Annotated in this window: 16 protein-coding genes; 11 read left to right on the top strand and 5 right to left on the bottom strand. The window is 44.4% G+C overall.

Annotated elements, in window-relative coordinates; all coding sequences use genetic code 11:
• Positions 1-52: 52 nt before the first annotated feature.
• The 3 genes from OQJ86_RS19020 to OQJ86_RS19030 all read left to right on the top strand — a co-directional run bounded on the left by OQJ86_RS19020 (position 53) and on the right by OQJ86_RS19030 (position 3,260).
• On the top strand, positions 53-1,477 hold the full coding sequence (locus OQJ86_RS19020) for a hypothetical protein (protein ID WP_265989221.1): 1,425 nt from the start codon (positions 53-55) through the stop codon (positions 1,475-1,477).
• Positions 1,478-1,689: 212 nt separating this feature from the next.
• Entirely contained in the window at positions 1,690-1,965 is a 276-nt protein-coding gene (locus OQJ86_RS19025; protein ID WP_265989223.1) for an ANR family transcriptional regulator, read from the top strand.
• 209 nt (positions 1,966-2,174) lie between these two features.
• A complete protein-coding gene (locus OQJ86_RS19030) occupies positions 2,175-3,260 on the top strand; it encodes an XRE family transcriptional regulator (protein WP_323054542.1) in 1,086 nt (361 codons plus the stop codon).
• Positions 3,261-3,328: 68 nt separating this feature from the next.
• Here the strand turns inward: OQJ86_RS19030 and OQJ86_RS19035 are convergent, their stop codons facing one another.
• Complete coding sequence (locus OQJ86_RS19035; RefSeq protein ID WP_265989225.1) at positions 3,329-4,468, bottom strand: LEM-3-like GIY-YIG domain-containing protein; 1,140 nt, start codon at positions 4,466-4,468, stop codon at positions 3,329-3,331.
• 182 nt (positions 4,469-4,650) lie between these two features.
• Here OQJ86_RS19035 and OQJ86_RS19040 point away from each other — a divergent pair, with 182 nt between their 5' ends.
• Positions 4,651-5,913, top strand: a complete 1,263-nt coding sequence (locus tag OQJ86_RS19040; RefSeq protein ID WP_265989227.1) for a metal-dependent hydrolase family protein — start codon at positions 4,651-4,653, stop codon at positions 5,911-5,913.
• Between the two features lie 471 nt (positions 5,914-6,384).
• Here the strand turns inward: OQJ86_RS19040 and OQJ86_RS19045 are convergent, their stop codons facing one another.
• Both OQJ86_RS19045 and OQJ86_RS19050 read right to left on the bottom strand, forming a co-directional pair.
• Positions 6,385-6,546 carry a hypothetical protein gene (locus OQJ86_RS19045; protein ID WP_171374430.1) on the bottom strand — a complete coding sequence of 54 codons (162 nt, stop codon included), beginning with the start codon at positions 6,544-6,546 and terminating at the stop codon, positions 6,385-6,387.
• A 235-nt stretch (positions 6,547-6,781) separates the two neighbouring features.
• Positions 6,782-7,102 carry a hypothetical protein gene (locus OQJ86_RS19050; protein WP_265989229.1) on the bottom strand — a complete coding sequence of 107 codons (321 nt, stop codon included), beginning with the start codon at positions 7,100-7,102 and terminating at the stop codon, positions 6,782-6,784.
• A gap of 205 nt (positions 7,103-7,307) precedes the next feature.
• On the opposite strand from OQJ86_RS19050, the gene OQJ86_RS19055 reads away from it, so the two are divergent.
• The 7 genes from OQJ86_RS19055 to choV all read left to right on the top strand — a co-directional run bounded on the left by OQJ86_RS19055 (position 7,308) and on the right by choV (position 15,651).
• Positions 7,308-8,381, top strand: coding sequence for a diguanylate cyclase (locus OQJ86_RS19055; RefSeq protein ID WP_265989231.1), 1,074 nt, complete (start codon positions 7,308-7,310; stop codon positions 8,379-8,381).
• A 414-nt stretch (positions 8,382-8,795) separates the two neighbouring features.
• Positions 8,796-9,395, top strand: a complete 600-nt coding sequence (betI, locus tag OQJ86_RS19060) for a transcriptional regulator BetI (RefSeq protein WP_041060594.1) — start codon at positions 8,796-8,798, stop codon at positions 9,393-9,395.
• 16 nt (positions 9,396-9,411) lie between these two features.
• Complete coding sequence (betB, locus tag OQJ86_RS19065) at positions 9,412-10,872, top strand: betaine-aldehyde dehydrogenase (RefSeq protein WP_265989239.1); 1,461 nt, start codon at positions 9,412-9,414, stop codon at positions 10,870-10,872.
• Between the two features lie 19 nt (positions 10,873-10,891).
• Positions 10,892-12,592 carry a choline dehydrogenase gene (gene betA / locus OQJ86_RS19070; RefSeq protein ID WP_265989241.1) on the top strand — a complete coding sequence of 567 codons (1,701 nt, stop codon included), beginning with the start codon at positions 10,892-10,894 and terminating at the stop codon, positions 12,590-12,592.
• Positions 12,593-12,621: 29 nt separating this feature from the next.
• Positions 12,622-13,560 carry a choline ABC transporter substrate-binding protein gene (locus OQJ86_RS19075; protein WP_265989243.1) on the top strand — a complete coding sequence of 313 codons (939 nt, stop codon included), beginning with the start codon at positions 12,622-12,624 and terminating at the stop codon, positions 13,558-13,560.
• A gap of 62 nt (positions 13,561-13,622) precedes the next feature.
• Positions 13,623-14,465, top strand: a complete 843-nt coding sequence (choW, locus tag OQJ86_RS19080; protein ID WP_265989245.1) for a choline ABC transporter permease subunit — start codon at positions 13,623-13,625, stop codon at positions 14,463-14,465.
• A 1-nt stretch (position 14,466) separates the two neighbouring features.
• Positions 14,467-15,651: a choline ABC transporter ATP-binding protein gene (gene choV, locus OQJ86_RS19085; RefSeq protein ID WP_265989247.1), complete on the top strand. Its 1,185-nt coding sequence runs from the start codon at positions 14,467-14,469 to the stop codon at positions 15,649-15,651.
• Between the two features lie 94 nt (positions 15,652-15,745).
• Here the strand turns inward: choV and OQJ86_RS19090 are convergent, their stop codons facing one another.
• Positions 15,746-16,600 carry a DUF3859 domain-containing protein gene (locus OQJ86_RS19090; protein WP_265989249.1) on the bottom strand — a complete coding sequence of 285 codons (855 nt, stop codon included), beginning with the start codon at positions 16,598-16,600 and terminating at the stop codon, positions 15,746-15,748.
• 262 nt (positions 16,601-16,862) lie between these two features.
• Complete coding sequence (locus OQJ86_RS19095; RefSeq protein WP_265989251.1) at positions 16,863-17,519, bottom strand: NAD(P)H-dependent oxidoreductase; 657 nt, start codon at positions 17,517-17,519, stop codon at positions 16,863-16,865.
• Positions 17,520-17,560: the final 41 nt, after the last annotated feature.

Consider the following 17,560-nt stretch of genomic DNA (forward strand, 5'->3'; position numbering starts at 1 on the left):
AAGGTGAAGCATTAACAACAATGGTGTCGTGGTGGGTCAATTTGGAGTGGCAGTGGGTAAATCTAAAACAGTATTAGTCATATGGGTGGGTCTAGCATGGAGTGGTGTTACTGCTGCCTCAGAGCTAATTAACTTTAATGAGCAAGATAAGTTAAACAGCATCAAGTCGGCTTATCAGCAAGAATATAGCGCGCTCAATATTGATGAAAATATTGCGCATTACAATAAATTGAATGCTGAAATTGAATCCACCAAGATCAAGTTGGTCAACAACGTTGAGATGATCAAATCTGATTCAAACCGTTTAACAGACAAGTTGGTCGATGGCGTCTACGATGAATCCTTGATGCTCACCTTACGTAACATGTCATCCAAAGTGAACTCAATGAAGAAAGAGATTGAGACCGCCGGGAAGTTGCTTACAGAAACAAAACAGCAACTGTCGCAAGACCAACGAGAAGCCAGTCAGATTGAGCGAAAGAAAAACGACGCGTTGCTGGCTTTGTATGAGAAGATCAAAGCTCGACATTTGGACGATTCGAAACGCGTTATTAATGATACTTATCAAGGCCAATTACAGTGTAATGTATCGGAAAGCTTATCAACGTGCGTGAACCGCAATCTTCCTTCTATCAAAAATGCATTTGTGTTGAGTAAAGGTGGCTTGTCGCGCATTCAACTTACGCGTTTTAGAGTGGTAGATGCAAACCAAAGACTAAATGGCGATCTCTCCTTTACCGCGGATGCGAGTTACAAACATGCCTACAGTGCAAACACAGAAGTGGAGCTTAGACAGGCGTTAAACCTAGATAGAGTACGGTTTGTGTTCCGTTCGAACTCGGAAAATACGGTGTTCTACATCAACGATCAAGAAGTCGGGTCGGGTGATAGAGTAGATGTGACGGGTAATTACGTGGGGGTTTACAGTGTTCGCGCCGTAAATAGCAATCAGACACAATCGCTTAAATTGAATCTCAAAAATGGCGGTGATTACTTCTTCCCATTTTCAAATAAGGCCAACGCAACCGATCTCCATTCAACTCGTTCAGTAATGGAAGAGGCGAGTAAGGTTGATGATGAAGCGACTAGAGACAAGCATTCTGGCAAATTCTCTGAGAGTCTTTTACCTCCATACGGCGTTGCCGGAATGGAGCCTGCTGCGAAGCAAGATGTGAAACGCTATACCAATAAAGTGCTGTATAAAGACGATGCGTTTACTTACCTTTTACCCCAGTTTAAAGGCAACCAAAAGTCTCACGATATCTTCCTGAATAGAGATCAGGCTACCCAGTATTGTGAACGTCTATCCTCCCGTTTACCTAGCACTACTGCTTATCAATACCTTGAAAAGTACGCCAACCTTTCTTCTGGAGATTATTGGACGAATAAAGGCAGCGTTTATTCATCAGATAAGCATAAAGAGCTTGATAAAGCGTTTGATACGAACAAGTTTATTTGCATGGTGAGTATGAGCTAACAACGACAACGATGCTATTCTGCGTCGCAAAAACTTCCATAAGAGCCGTATTTACGGCTCTTTTTTGTCTTCTTTTGGTGAATATTAGTTTGCTTAAAGGGGGATAGCTTAGACAGTTGCCTTGCCGTGTTTAAATCCTTTCTCAATGCTATCCCTTTATAGTTATTACCTCATAACATGTTCTTTTTAAAAAATAAAACGTGGGTGGACGTATGGCGAATAGAATGTATTTAGAGTTGGCAAAGCAAGCTTGTCAGAGTGAAAGAGAATACGAATGGGGGTTAGCGTGCGAGCTTTGGTCGGAAGCGGCTACAAAAGCCTCTGAGGGCAGCACGAATAAGTACTGGGCATTACTTCGCTCTGATTTTTGCCGATGTCGTGGTAGAGAGCATGGCATGTGTTTTCTAACAGAGACCGCTTATCAACGAGAGGAAACGAGAGAGGCAGTACAAGGGTTGAATCGACTTAACTATCTGAAAGGTAAATAGACTACCCTTCAATGATTCTTTTTTCATGCAATAAGCGATGTTGAGAATCCGATATTCTATTGATTCTTCAGAGGTTCCCTATGTCGCGTCAGAAAAATCTGATACTCACCTGCATGTATTTCTAATTTAGAGAAATTTAAATAATCTCAAATGATGGTTGGCAACGTTATTTTGATAGAGAATACCTATAGAAGTATTCGAAGATTTAAATGCGATATCTAACTGATACCCGAGTAACTTCAAGATACTGGTTTCTGGGGTATGAATGTACCAGTTTTTACAATGGGCATTTTGAGTTTTACTGGGAGGGGAGTTATATGACTTATTGTTTTAAAGATGAGTTGAATCGGTGGGTCGATACTAGAGATATTTCTCGAAAGGACCTTATCGCGCTGTTACAAAATAACTACTATGAGGAGTTTAAAGGCCTTGATTCTATTACCTTGAGCCGATGGTTCACAGGTAAAAGTATCCCGCCAATATATAAACAGTTCTATATTGCCAAGTGTTTGGATATTGATTTGATAGAGGTTCTGTTGCGAATGGATCTGTCTAAAGTTCGTTACTCGAATAAACATGATCTTGTCATCAGTACCCTAGTTCGAGCCCTAGATTTTTCGATTTCTAACCTTTCTTATCGCAAGGTGTCTGGGCCTCCTAATAGCGAAATAAAAAGTCTGACGATCAATGAATACTCTGACATGTTCAAAGAGTTTAACCATAACATTTCACCACTCAAAAGGTTCTATCAGGAGCTTCAAGAGAAAGCGAGTGATGTGAAGTATCAATGCATTTTGATTAAAAATGACCAAGAGGCAACGGTGGGCCATTGGTACGGCATGGTGAACATTGAAGGTATTAACGGGCTACCTTCATTTATCACGCTCCCACAAGAAGAGGCTGAGCGCAGCTGCTTGATTGGTGTGGGTTACTATACGAGCTCTGCTCATTATTTTGAATTGATTATTCAAGCACTTTGCTATTACTTGATTAGATATTCCAGTAAGAAAGATTACGCGTACTTTTTCATCGTCGATTTTCAACCATTAATTGCATTCAGTAAGCTGGTCTTTAACGCAGAAGAAGTAAAGTACTATCCGCCAAAAGAGAAGGGTAGCATGGGTGTTTACCTATTTAGACATAATATAATCAAATCGATTTCTAACCCTGTTCTATTGAAGAAGGTGAAAGAAAAGCTCGAATGTCTGGTGGATTGCGATCCAAGTTGTAACTTGTGCAATCTGCATGATTTCAGAAAAGATGAAATGATAATAAGTAATGGCATTCCTTTTTAGACGTGACTGAATCTAGAACTCAGGTTTGACAGTGTTGTAATACAGAGCCGCGTATGGCGGCTCTTCGATCACTCGCTTGTACGTGATTCCAACTCTTCATCATTGAGATAACGGTGGCCTTGCCTAAGGCCCGATATCTTTTTGAACATCAATTCGCATCGTTCTTTTGCATGGGTATCATTTTCGTTGACGCAGATACCATTTAAGAATGCATAACGTCCCTCACAGCCTATATCGTGGTTTGGGTTGATCATTGGCGTGGATAGCTGAGCTGTCACTCCATCGATTACGCAAGCGACTTTACCTTTTACGACACCGATTACACGTTTTACCCGATGTGCTTTATCTCCGCATTTCCATGCTTGGCGTGTTCCCCATTCATAACCATGTTTTTCTTTGCCTTTCTGAATATGCACAATGAGGTTCAAGTTCTTTTCCGTTGCATCAATAGGAGCTTGTACTATTTTTTGTGGCGGCGTAGTTCTAACAACAGATAACGGGACATTACAGTTTAGGTATTTAATCGGGTTTGCAGCGCCTTGTGGAAAGTGCGAAGAAATGGCCTTGTAACGAAGCTGTTCTCGAACGGTTTCATTGGCTAACTCTCCAATAAAGCCCCAACGTTCTTTTCCATCAATATCGACTGGATACCAAGATTTGATCTTGTAAACTTCGCGAGTTAACCCACGATAGGTTGTTACTGCGTAGGTTGCTCTATCTCGTTTGCTGCCAATGACCCAAGCTTCTCTTGTTGCATCGTAAAGCTCTTCTTGCGTAATTTCGCGATAGTACTTTTTATTGATGTTAATAAGTACGATGGGTAATGAGGTCTCGAGCGCTTCGGCACTATACATAGCGATAATCTCATCAGTCGTTTTAATGCCAAAATCGCTGGAGTAATGACCCCCTTGCAAATTAGACAGGTTGGTTAGTCCTATAAAATCGATGAACGCTGCTTCAACCTCAAATGCCGTTACTTCATCTAATCCATGCCTCAATACATAGTGTTCTACTTTGAATCCCGCATTTAAAATACTTCGAATTGTGTCAAGCTTGTCGCTAGAGCTATCACTTTCTAATGCACATTCTGCATGATTAAAGATTCGATTGCCTCTGCCTTTTCCAACATAGAAGACGATGCCGTTGCGTGGGTCTCGTAGGAAGTAAACGTAATATTTAAGTTGTTCGATGACTGATTGAGAAAACATAACGTGGATTGTCCGCGCGATAGTTAATAAGGGTGGTAGTGCATATTTAAATGGCGACGGAATCTATCACGAAACCTAACTTAAGTCTTGAATGTTTTGCTTGTCGCGAAATGGCAATTTTATTCCCGGTCCACTCGATATGATGCACCTGTATTGAGACAACTGACTCGGAGATAGAAACCATGAGTATCGTAATTAAAAATGCAAACGTGTTTAACGGTGTAGATGAGCAACTTCTGAAGAACGTGGACCTTCTGATTGAAAATAACTTAATCACACAAATCGGGAAAGTGGATGACTCGAATGCTGAGCAAATCATCGATGCAGAAGGCAAAACGGTGATGCCAGGTTTAATTGATGCACACGTACACATTACGCTTTCAGCGGGCTTCAATGAGCTGGATGGCATGACTCGAGAAGAGATCGCGATTCGCTCAGCGAGAATCTCTGAAGAGATGTTGATGCGTGGCTTTACGACCATTCGTGATGTTGCAGGCAACACATTAGGTCTGAAGAACAGTATCGATAAAGGTTATGCGAAAGGTCCAAGAATTTTGCCTTGTATGGCCGCGATTTCGCAAACTTGTGGTCACTCAGACTACCGTCAAAACCAAGCACAAGAACGCCTAGCGAACGGTCATGAAGACTCACCACTAATGAAGTCGGGCGCATTTAAAGTCGCGGATGGTCGTGCAGAAGTATTGAAAGCGGTTCGAGAGCAATTGTTTAAGGGCGCTTCTCAAATCAAAGTGATGGCAGGTGGTGGTGCATCCTCTACGTTCGATCCACTGGATACGTTGCAATATACGCTAGATGAAATGAAAGCGGCGGTGGAAGCGGCAAGCGATTATGGTACCTATGTAGCGGCTCATATTCACACAGCACCAGCGATGAAACGTGCCGCAGAGGCAGGTGTCATGTCCTTTGAGCACGCCACTATTATGGATGAAGAAATTGCTCAAATTGTGAAAGAGAAAGGCATTTGGCTTGTTCCATCATACTTCACGTCATCATTGATTGCAGAACGTAAGATCCCGTTGCCAAACGAAGAGACTTACCGCAAGACAGAACGCGTTGGTAAAGCAATGTTTAAGTCTGCTGAGCTTATCAAGAAATACGATATTCAAAACCTAGCGTTTGGTACTGACTGTGTTGGTAAAGCAAACGTTCATGAAAGTCAGATGCAAGAGCTGGGCGCTATTGAAACCACATTCGATACGATTACAGCACTTCGCATGGCTACCTCAAACTGTGGGCGTCTATTTGAATTGTCGACTTACAAACATCCGTATCAAGAAGGTAAGTTAGGTCAAATTGTGGAAGGTGCTTATGCAGATTTGCTTATCGTCGATGGCAATCCACTAGAAGGTGTAGATTGCGTGGTACAAGATGAAACTAAGAAAGTCATCATGAAAGACGGTGTTGTGTATAAGAACACACTATAGGCTAAATACCTCCTTATCAAAGGCGCTCACTGAGCGCCTTTTTTGCGTTTGGGGAAAGATTGGACGCCATTTAGCGAAAGCTTTCTGGGTTAATCCTTTGACCCGTTCTAGCCCTTTACCATCTTCCTACCAGTGTCATCTTTCATTGAAACTAACGTCTCCTTTTAAGCTAATTCGTATTGTCCAGCGAGAGCGCCTCGACGCTCCCCTCGCGTTGAGTTTGGTTATGTTCTAGTACTCTATGCGTAAGGGGTAAGAACTTAAGCATAGCAGCATAAGAGCGATGAATAGACACAATTTTACTTCTTATTTTTGGCCGTCAATGGCCCTGTCTTAGGTACTAAAGTTTAGAAAGAGAGAAGGGGCACAAGGTGATGATAGGGACGTGAATTCAGGGATATGACATACAAAAAACCGCACCTCAAAAAGGTGCGGTTTAGATAAAGGTAAAGTGACAGAATCTAATCGAGCTTACTTCATCACATAGCGGTAAGTTTTGATTGCCAACCAAGTAAAGGCTTTGAATAAAATTTTTATGGTCTTAAAGGCAACTTTACCTATGGACAGCATCAGTTCGCCGGCAACGGTTAGACAAGTGTGTAAATCAGTTTGTTTGAACTCTGCGTAAGTCATGTTGGTCTCTCATTTTTTAAGTGGGGACTCCTGTCGCTCAATGCATACCCTGTAGCGATATAGTAGAAATAAGCAGGGATGGGGACTTACCATTTGGCGCCACTTCGCACGTAAAGATAAAAAAGTAATATTGATTGTGGTGGTTATAAATAGTTGTGGTGAATTTTTGATAGGTGGATTACAGGTGCAAAAAAGCCACCACTAAAGAGTGATGGCTTCAAAGGGGCTGGTATGATTAGTATTTTACAAACAACATTTTTCTGAGGCTGTTACAGCGAGACTTATCTAGTGGGTCACCAAGGTATTCGCCATCTTCTGCCGCTTTCTTCATGACCAATGCTTTTGCTCGGTCACCACTGTCTAGGTCTTGATATTCTTCTAAGGTTTTCAGCTTCAATAAACGGTATTTCGATTTGTCTTTGCCAGAGGCGACACGATCGTAACAGTAACTCATCGCTCCTGCGTTTGCGCCAATCTTGCTTGCGTCGGTAATCGCATGAGCGTTAAAACCAATAGTGCTCGTGAGTAAAATCAAAAGGGCATTGCGTGCTTTCATTTTTCTTTCCTAATTCAATCAAGTTGATGAATAAGATAAAGGGCAACGACCTATAAAAATTGCCATTAAGCGACATTAGCGAAAAGTGAGCAATAACGCTTGTTTGTCAGAAACCTGTTAGTGATAAAGGTGTGGCGCAAATTGGTAAATCTTAATAACTTGAATTCAATAATCTTTGCTCATCGAATCATTCGGAGCACGCATTATGAATGCGAGAAAATTTACTAACGATACCAAGCGCAAGTTACTTCCGTTTGTTTATCTATTGACGCTGACTGGCTGGGGGATTTACACGCTCACACATGATTACAGTTGGCAGGCATTGTTATTGTTTGTCATCGGGTTACTGATGGTATTGCGTAACTACCACTTAGAAAGCGAACGCATTGACGAAAAGATCGCGAGTATTGCCGCGCACTCAGTGATTGGTGTCGTCATCCTCAATCAAAATTTACGAGTCGACTTTGCGAACAAAAGCTTTTCCAAGTTAACAGGACATACGGCCAAACAATTGAATGGAGAAGATTTGAAGAAGTATGGTTTCAGTTGTTTGAACGACGCGATTGCGAAGTTAGGAGCAAAAGCAAACTGGAAAGGCGAAATCAAAGTGACGAACCGTTTTGGTGACCACTTAACGTTAGATACTCACATCACGCATTATGAAATGGGGATGGGAATGAGTGATCGATATGTACTTAGCTTCCGAGATATCAGCCATCGAGTTCGGTTGGAGAATAAGCTCAAGAATCTTGCAGAAAAAGACCCACTAACGGGCTGTTGGAATCGCCGTCGTTTTGACAAGGAGATAGCACGTCACGCCAGTATTGCTGACCGTTATGCGGTGTCGAATACCACACTGGCTATTATCGATATTGATCACTTTAAGCAGATCAATGACAAACATGGTCATGATGTGGGTGATGAGGTGATTAAAGAACTTGGGGAGTTGATGCAAGCGCAGTGTCGAGAGACAGACATCGTCGCTCGTGTTGGCGGAGAAGAGTTCGCCATCATCATGCCAGAGACCAACGTTCGTAATGCATTTGAAGCAATTTATCGTCTGAAAGAAACCATTCAATCGAAAAGCGTATTGGGCATTACTATCAGTAGCGGTATTACCATGATCAATCGCTCGGTTGAGCAAAGCTACCGTATGGCGGACAAGGCATTGTATAGGGCGAAAACCTTAGGGCGAAACCGAGTTTGTAGCGCTGAGCGTGAACAAGTGAGTAGACATCATTCTGAGGTGGAAGATCTGACGGTAATGAATAATAAATAGTCTATTTATGAAGGTTGGTTTGTTTACATTTGATAACACGTTGGAGAACGGTTCGGCATTCCTTGCTCAATTGATATCTCTAAAATTAAAAGAGTAGAAATTATTTGAGTTCGATGTATTTATCTTTGTTTATGCTTTTGATGTGTATGTGTTGCTCATGCCGATTTGTGTCGATAAATATTGATTAATTGTCTTTAATTGTCTTTAATTGTTGATTTGTAATGATTTTTCTCTTTCATTTTCGATTGTTAACACTCCGATAATCTCACTTTTACCAATGTTTTAGTCATGATTATTATCGAAAGTATTCAGCTGTTTCTGATCTTTTTTCTAGATAATTAGTTTGAATTCGAACTAATTTTAAGGCATTTTATATTTAACTAACCGTTCAATTAAAAATAACAAGGATGCAAAATGCCCAAGGTTGGGATGCCTGAAATCAGAAAGCCGCAGCTAGTCAAAGCGACGATGTCGGTCATCGACAGAGTAGGTTTGCACGCTGCGAGTATCTCGTTGATCAGCAAAGAAGCAGGGGTATCAACGGGGATCATTAATCACTATTTCGGTGGCAAGCACGGTCTGTTAGAAGAGACCATGCGTGAGATCCTGCGCCAGCTTTCTGCCACCATCAAAGAGAACCTAAGCCAGCTGCCAGCTGATGCGCATCATCAACGTATTAATGCCATCATCGACGGCAACTTTGTGGGTTTCCAAGCCGAGAACCAAGTGGCAAAAACTTGGTTGGCATTCTGGTCGTACTCCATGCATGACGCGCAGCTCAAACGTCTGCAACGAGTGAATGAACGACGACTCCTTTCTCATCTAAAAAAAGAATTAAAAGCCTTGCTGGATCAAGACCAAGCAGAGCTAGTAGCGCATGGTATTGCGTCACTGATTGATGGCATTTGGCTACGCGGAACGCTCAACCCGCAAGGCATCGATGCCGAGAAAGCACGCGTCATCATCAACGACTATCTCGACAAACAACTCACGTTCTACTCAAAACAAAAATAAAGAGTCAAACCTTCAAATGGATATGAAAGCACACTACATCGATGGTGCCATGCACCTAGGATGCTCAGAAGAACACTTCACTACATACAATCCTGCCAATGGTGAGCCGCTTGCGAATGTGAAGCAGGCTAACCAGCAAGATATGCAAGCGGCAATTGAATCTGCCAAGCGCGGTTTTGCTATTTGGTCTGCCATGACGGCGACAGAACGCAGTCGTATCCTGCTTAAAGCGGTGGCGCTACTTCGTGAAAGAAACGACGAACTGGCAGCATTAGAAGTCGCGGATACGGGCAAACCAATCCAAGAAGCGAATTGCGTAGACATTGCAACGGGCGCTGATGTGATCGAATACTACGCAGGTCTTGCGCCTAGCATGCATGGCGAACAGCAACCGCTGAATGAATCCCAGTTTTTCTACACTCGCCGCGAGCCTCTAGGGATTTGTGCGGGCATTGGGGCGTGGAACTACCCAATTCAAATCGCGATGTGGAAGTCTGCACCTGCGCTTGCTGCGGGTAATGCGATGATCTTTAAGCCATCAGAAGAAACCCCGTTAACCGCACTCAAGCTGGCAGAAATCTACAGCGAAGCGGGGTTGCCAGATGGCGTGTTCAACGTCATTCAAGGTGATTACCGAGTAGGCCAAATGCTCACCGCACATCCAGACATCGCTAAAGTCTCTTTCACAGGCGAATCCGGTACGGGCAAAGTCGTGATGGGTGACAGTGCCAATACGCTAAAGCAAGTCACTATGGAACTTGGCGGTAAGTCTCCAATGATCATTTTTGATGATGCCAAGCTAGACGACGCGGTTTCTGCTGCAATGGTTGCGAACTTCTATACCCAAGGTGAGGTCTGTACACACGGTACTCGCGTGTTCGTTCATGAAGGTATTTATGATGAGTTTGTCGCTCAACTTAAAAAGCGTACTGAGTTGCTGGTGGTTGGCGATCCGCTTGATGAGCAAACCCAAATTGGCGCGCTCATTTCCAAAGAGCACGAATCAAAAGTTCTTTCCGCAATTGAACAAGCGAAAGCAAGCAACGCAACGCTACTGACCGGTGGCTATAAAGTCACAGACAATGGCTTGGCGAGCGGTAACTTTGTTGTGCCAACGGTTTTCACTGATTGCGAAGACGACATGCCGCATGTGCAGCAAGAGATCTTTGGTCCCGTAATGTCAGTGCTTAAGTTCAGTGACGAAGACGAAGTGATTGCACGCGCTAACAACACCGATTACGGACTTGCAGCTGGCGTGTTCACGCAGAACCTATCTCGTGCACACCGCGTAATTCACCAAATCCAAGCAGGTATTTGTTGGATTAACACCTGGGGTGATTCTCCAGCTGAAATGCCCGTTGGCGGTTACAAACTGTCTGGCATTGGACGTGAAAACGGCGTTGAAACCCTCAAACATTACACCCAAACCAAGAGTGTGTTAGTGCATTTGGGTGATTTCGATAGCCCTTACGCGTAATCAGTCAGGAGGATTTGTAATGCAACAACACTACGATTACATCATCGTCGGTGCTGGCTCGGCAGGCTGTGTCTTGGCGGATCGCCTGAGTGAAAGCGGTCAGCACCAAGTATTGCTGTTGGAAGCGGGGGGCTCAGACAAGAGCATCTTCATCCAAATGCCTACGGCGCTGTCTTACCCAATGAACACTGAAAAGTATGCATGGCAGTTTGAAACTGTAGCGGAAGAGGGGTTAGACGGACGCCAACTGCATTGTCCACGCGGCAAAGTTCTGGGCGGCAGCTCTTCGATCAACGGCATGGTTTACGTTCGTGGTCATGCTTGTGACTTTGACGAATGGGAAGCAGAAGGCGCGAAAGGCTGGAACTACCAAGCTTGTCTGCCGTATTTCCGTAAAGCGGAAACATGGACAGGCGGAGCAGACGAATACCGTGGCGACAGTGGTCCGGTAGGTACGTGCAACGGCAACGATATGAAGCTGAATCCACTTTACCAAGCGTTTATCGAAGCGGGGAAAGATGCAGGTTACCCAGAAACGCAAGATTACAACGGTTACCAGCAAGAGGGCTTCGGTCCTATGCACATGACGGTAGACAAAGGCGTGCGCGCTTCCACCTCTAACGCTTACTTAAGCCGTGCGAGAAAGCGCAGTAACTTCACTTTGATGAAAGGCGTAACGGCTCATCGCATTTTGCTTGAAGGTAAAAAAGCAGTCGGCATTGAGTTCGAACAATCCGGAAAAATCAAACAGTGTTTCGCCAACAAAGAAGTGGTGTCGAGCGCGGGCTCTATCGGTTCGGTACAACTGCTGCAACTCTCGGGTATTGGTCCTAAGACTGTGCTTGAAAAAGCGGGCATTGAAGTGAAACACGTTCTCGAAGGCGTGGGTAAGAACTTGCAAGACCACCTTGAAGTGTACTTCCAGTATCACTGCAAACAGCCGATCACGCTTAACAGCAAGTTAGGTTTGATCAGCAAAGGCTTGATTGGAACGGAGTGGATTCTGACGCGCAAAGGTCTGGGCGCAACCAATCACTTTGAATCGTGCGCGTTCATCCGTTCTCGTGAAGGGTTGAAATCGCCGAATATTCAATATCACTTTCTACCAGCAGCGATGCGTTATGACGGTCGTGCTGCGTTTGATGGTCATGGCTTCCAAGTGCATGTTGGTCCAAACAAGCCAGAGAGTCGCGGTAGTGTTGAAGTGGTTTCTGCCAACCCAAATGACAAACCAAAAATCGAGTTCAACTACATCTCGACGGAACAAGATAAGCAAGATTGGCGAGACTGTATTCGTTTAACGCGTGAAATCCTCAATCAACCTGCAATGGATGCGTTCCGTGGTGAAGAGATCCAGCCCGGTCTTAACATCACCAGCAATGAAGCGATTGATGAATGGGTAAAGCAAAACGTGGAAAGTGCTTACCACCCATCGTGTAGCTGCAAAATGGGCGCAGACAATGATCCAATGGCCGTTCTGAATGAAGCCTGCCAAGTGCGCGGCATTGAAGGCTTACGCGTGGTGGATTCATCCATCTTCCCAACCATTCCGAATGGCAACTTAAACGCCCCAACCATTATGGTTGCAGAGCGTGCCGCAGACATGATCTTGGGTCATACGCTGGAACAATCGAATAACACACCGGTTTGGATTGCTCCGAACTGGCAAGAGACGCAAAGAATGCGTCCGCCGAAAAGAGACTTAAGCTCAATCTCATAAAGTCAGTAATCATTACAAGGAATTTAAACATGTCTACGATGACAAAAATCTTTTCATCTATCGCGCTGAGTGCAGTAGCGACAGGTGCTTATGCTAACCAATGTGAAACTGTTCGATTTGCCGATGTAGGCTGGACAGACATTACCGCAACCACTGCTGTTACCTCTGAACTGTTAAAAGGCTTGGGCTACAAAACCAAGACCGATCTTCTATCTGTACCTGTAACGTACTCTTCAATGGCAAACGGCGACATCGACGTATTCTTGGGTAACTGGATGCCAACCATGGAAGGCGATATCGCCAAATACCGTGAAGCTGGCACAGTGGAAACCGTTCGCGCAAACCTAGAGGGCGCAAAATACACACTAGCAGTGCCAAAGTACGTATATGACGCAGGCGTGAAAAGCTTTGCTGACTTGGCAAAACATGCTGACAAATTTAAAGACCGCATCTACGGCATTGAGCCGGGTAACGATGGTAACCGTTTGATCCAAGATATGATCGACAGCGATGCATTCGGTTTGAAAGACTTCAGCTTAGTGGAATCAAGCGAAGCGGGGATGGTGTCTCAGGTGTCTCGTGTAGTGCGTCGCAACCAGTGGATCGTTTACCTAGGTTGGGCTCCGCACCCAATGAACAGCAATGTTGAGATGGAATACCTATCTGGCGGCGACGACTTCTTTGGTCCTAACTACGGCGGTGCAAATGTATACACCAATGTGCGCCAAGACTACCTATCTGAGTGTCAAAACGTGGGTCAACTGCTTAAGAATCTAGAGTTCAGCCTAGAGATGGAAAACCAGTTGATGGAAGCGATTCTAAACCAGAAACAGAAGCCAGCGAAAGCGGCGCAAGAATGGTTGAATACCAACCCACAACAATTTGAAGCGTGGCTAGAAGGCGTGAAGACGCTAGACGGCAAAGACGCAAAACAAGCGATTACTTCTTACCTAAAAACAAACGCTTAATCATTCCTCTCTTTAGGAAAAGGTGGGTAGCGATGCTCGCCTTTTAACACAAAGGTTTTATTGTGAATTTTATTACGGACAACAAACTTCCGTTGGGCGAATGGATGGAAACGGGCGTGGATTGGTTAACCATGAACGCGTCGGGTTTCTTTGATGCTATCTCTATTTTTCTCGAAACCATCATTCTTTTCGTGGTGGATATTTTCAAATGGATGCCACCGGCAGCACCAATCATCATGACCGCAGCGATTGCGTGGTTCCTACACCGCAGCATTCCTTTGGTCGTGTTTATCGTTCTGGCGCTGCTGACTATCCTTAACCTCGGCTACTGGCAAGAAATGCTGGAAACCTTTGTTCTCGTCTTCGCTGCGACAACGATTTCCGTATTAATTGGCGTGCCGCTGGGCATCATGGCGGCGCATCGCCCGTGGTTGTATACCTTATTGCGCCCGATACTCGATTTAATGCAGACCGTACCAACGTTTGTGTATCTGATCCCAACATTGGTTCTGTTTGGTTTGGGTATAGTACCGGGTCTGATTTCCACCAGTATCTTTGCTATCGCCGCGCCAATTCGTCTGACTTACCTTGGCATCACCAAAGTGCCAGAAGAGCTGATTGAAGCGGGTAAAGCGTTTGGTGCAAGCCGCATGAAATTGCTATTAAAAGTCGAACTCCCAGCAGCATTGCCAAGCATTATGGCGGGTGTGACCCAGTGCATCATGTTGTCGCTTTCTATGGTGGTGATTGCGGCGCTAGTCGGTGCGGATGGTTTGGGTAAACCAGTCGTACGAGCACTGAACACCGTGAACATTTCTCAAGGGTTTGAAGCAGGTTTAGCGATTGTTTTAGTCGCGATTATTCTCGACCGCTTGTGCAAAGCACCAAACCAGAAGGAGGCATAACATGGATGCAATTACGATTGAAAACCTCGACGTTGTGTTTGGGCAGCAGCAAGAGCAAGCATTGGCGCTACTAGACCAAGGCAAATCTCGTCAAGAGATCATTGATGAAACCGGACAAGTGGTTGGTGTTGATAAGGTCTCCATGAGCGTCAAACAAGGTGAGATCTGTGTACTGATGGGGCTATCTGGTTCAGGTAAATCCAGCTTACTTCGTGCCGTGAATGGTTTGAATGAGATCTCTCGCGGCTCCCTCAAAATCAAAGATGGCGACGACATGGTAGAGCTTGCCAACTGTGACGAACAGACTCTGCGTAATCTACGTACTCACCGCGTGTCGATGGTGTTCCAAAAGTTTGCGCTTATGCCGTGGTTAACTGTATTGGATAACGTGGCGTTTGGGCTTGAGATGCAGGGCATTGGTAAAGCTGAGCGTCGTAAAAAAGCGCGTGAACAACTTGAAATGGTTGGGCTAAGCGAGTGGGAGAGTAAATTCCCGCATGAGCTTTCTGGCGGCATGCAGCAGCGTGTTGGCTTAGCACGTGCCTTTGCTATGGATACAGACATCTTGCTGATGGATGAACCGTTTTCTGCACTAGACCCACTGATTCGCGCTCAGCTTCAAGATGAATTGATTCAACTGCAAGAGAAACTCAACAAGACGATTTTGTTTGTGAGCCACGATTTAGATGAAGCGCTGAAAATCGGTAACAACATTGCCATTATGGAATCGGGCAAACTGATTCAACACGGCAAGCCTGAGCAAATCATCCTTTCACCAGAAAACGACTATGTGGCGGACTTTGTCGCTCACACTAATCCGCTTAACGTGTTGAAAGGTCGTTCATTGATGCAAGCCAGTACCGAGCTTAAGCAGCAGAATGACCGCGTGTTGGTGTGTGCAGATAAGCAGATTTGGGTCGAGCAAGAACCGAAAGGTGTCACGCTGGTGGATTCCGATAAGTCATTGGTGAATTGGGAAAGCGATTCAACCACACTCGACGACATCGGCGAAAGCACGGTTGTTCAAGCTAACCCAGACATCAGTATGCGTGAGGCGATTGAACTGAAGCAACGAAGCAATCAACCTATCTTGCTGGTGGAAGAGAACAAACTGGTTGGTGTACTGAGTGACAATGAATTGTACGACGCGCTGCTTGGTAATTTTAAGTCCAAGCAAGTGGCGTAGCTGTTTTATATCTTAAAACGTTTGTTACCTTCTTAAAATAAAAAAGAGCCGCACTGATCAAGTGCGGCTCTTTTCAATTCAACGTCTGTTGTTGTTAAAGCTCGAGTTTTGCGTCAACACAGCTTTCGAAGTCGTCCAAATCACAACCTTTTTTGAAGAACTCCATTTTCTGTTCTTTAGTGTCAGCAAGTTTTGCTGCCGTGCGACAGCCAGAAACATCACCTAAATCACAGCTTTTTGCGTAGTAAAGTTGCGCGCCTACTTTATCACGAATGCGCTCTAGACCACGCCATGCAAAGTTGTAACAAGCTTGAGCGTCGTTGTTTTCACAACATGCAGTATGAGCGTCTTGTAGTGGTTTAGGGAAAAGTTCTACTTGAGCATCACAAACTTGCGTCACTTTCGCTGGCATTTTTGGTGGCACTTGAACGAAGAAGTTTTTCTCTGCGATGATTTCATCATTCAGCTTAACTGCCACTGTCCATTTACCGTTTGCAAGTTCTGCTTCTGATTCAAATTGCCACATTGCAAAGTTATCGCGACCAAAGTAAAGCGTATCGTTCCAGCTGCTTTGAGTTGAGCCATTGATCTCAGGGTGAGTCACTTCAACGATAACCGGTAGGCTCTTATAAACTTTTCCTTCCGTTGTATCTGGTGTCATCGCCACTGACTGAGTTGCCGTGTAGCTAAAGCCAAAGAAGTTGCCAATTTCTGCAGGAACCGCGAAGCCTTTTTGGAAGTTATAACCAACAAGCTGTTTGTTTTTAAAAGCAGGCGTTGCAAGACCAGATTTATTGATCTTCGCTGTCGCTCCAACTTCAACTTTGTTTTCAGATGTTTGCTCAACGTTAGTTTGTTGGTTGTTTTGCTCTTCTTTAGTGGTAGCACAACCACCAAGTAAAATAGAAAGGGAAATTAGGCCAAGTACTGACGCTTTACTGCTGATCATTATAATCCTGCTTATTTTGTGGGAGTTATATCGAAGTTTTTATTTGCCAAACAATGCTTTAGATTGGGAGGCTTTAAAGTGAGCGCGCAGTATATAGAGGAGAAACACTCAAGACAATTTGCTTGACTGCCAAGTGTTCAAAGTTTGAGGTTTATATAAAATTAAGCTTAATTTGGTGAGTTTTCTATTAATAGTGGGTTCGTAAAACGAGAGGAGAGCCGTATAAACGACTCTCCTTAAGAAAACCATCTCGACTTATGACTTACAGAGTAGTAATCACGTCATCGATGTGAAGGCGTGCTTTAGGCAGGCCGTGGTTGTAGTCTTCGCCGTCTTTGTGGTAGCCGATTGCTAGTGCAACTTCACATACGTGACCATCTAATTCTGCTTTGAACTCTTCGCCGATCAATGTTGGGTCAACACCTTCCATTGGAGTAGAGTCGATACCTAGACGCGCTAGTGTGTGCAGTAGGTTACCAAGCGCGATGTAAACTTGCGCTTTAGTCCAGCCGCCGTTGTAGCCGTTCTCATCTGTGTTTGCTTCAGCAAATGCGTAAGCACCCATGAACATGTCGTACATGTCTGCTGGTAGGTGACCAGAAGTTACTTCAGCATCAACGCGCTTCGCGAATTTCTCTTTAGTGAATTTTGGATCGTACGCTAGCAGAATAGTGTGAGATGCTGCTTTAGCGTGCGGTTGGTTGAACTGGTGCATGTTAGCAAACGTGTCGTGAAAACGCTGTTTCGCTTCGTCGCTCTCAATTACGATGAATTTCCAAGGCTGAGAGTTGATAGAAGACGCAGATAGGCGAATGGCTTCTTTGATGATTGCCATATCTTCTTGAGAGATGCGTTTCTCTTCGTCGTATTTTTTCGCTGTGTAACGGTTGTTTAGGTCTGTAATGATTTGATGAGACACGTTTATATCCTCTTAATATTATTAGACAAATGAGGATGCGC

The sequence above is a fragment of the Vibrio sp. Sgm 5 genome (assembly GCF_026241575.1).
GTDB classification, from domain to species: domain Bacteria; phylum Pseudomonadota; class Gammaproteobacteria; order Enterobacterales; family Vibrionaceae; genus Vibrio; species Vibrio jasicida.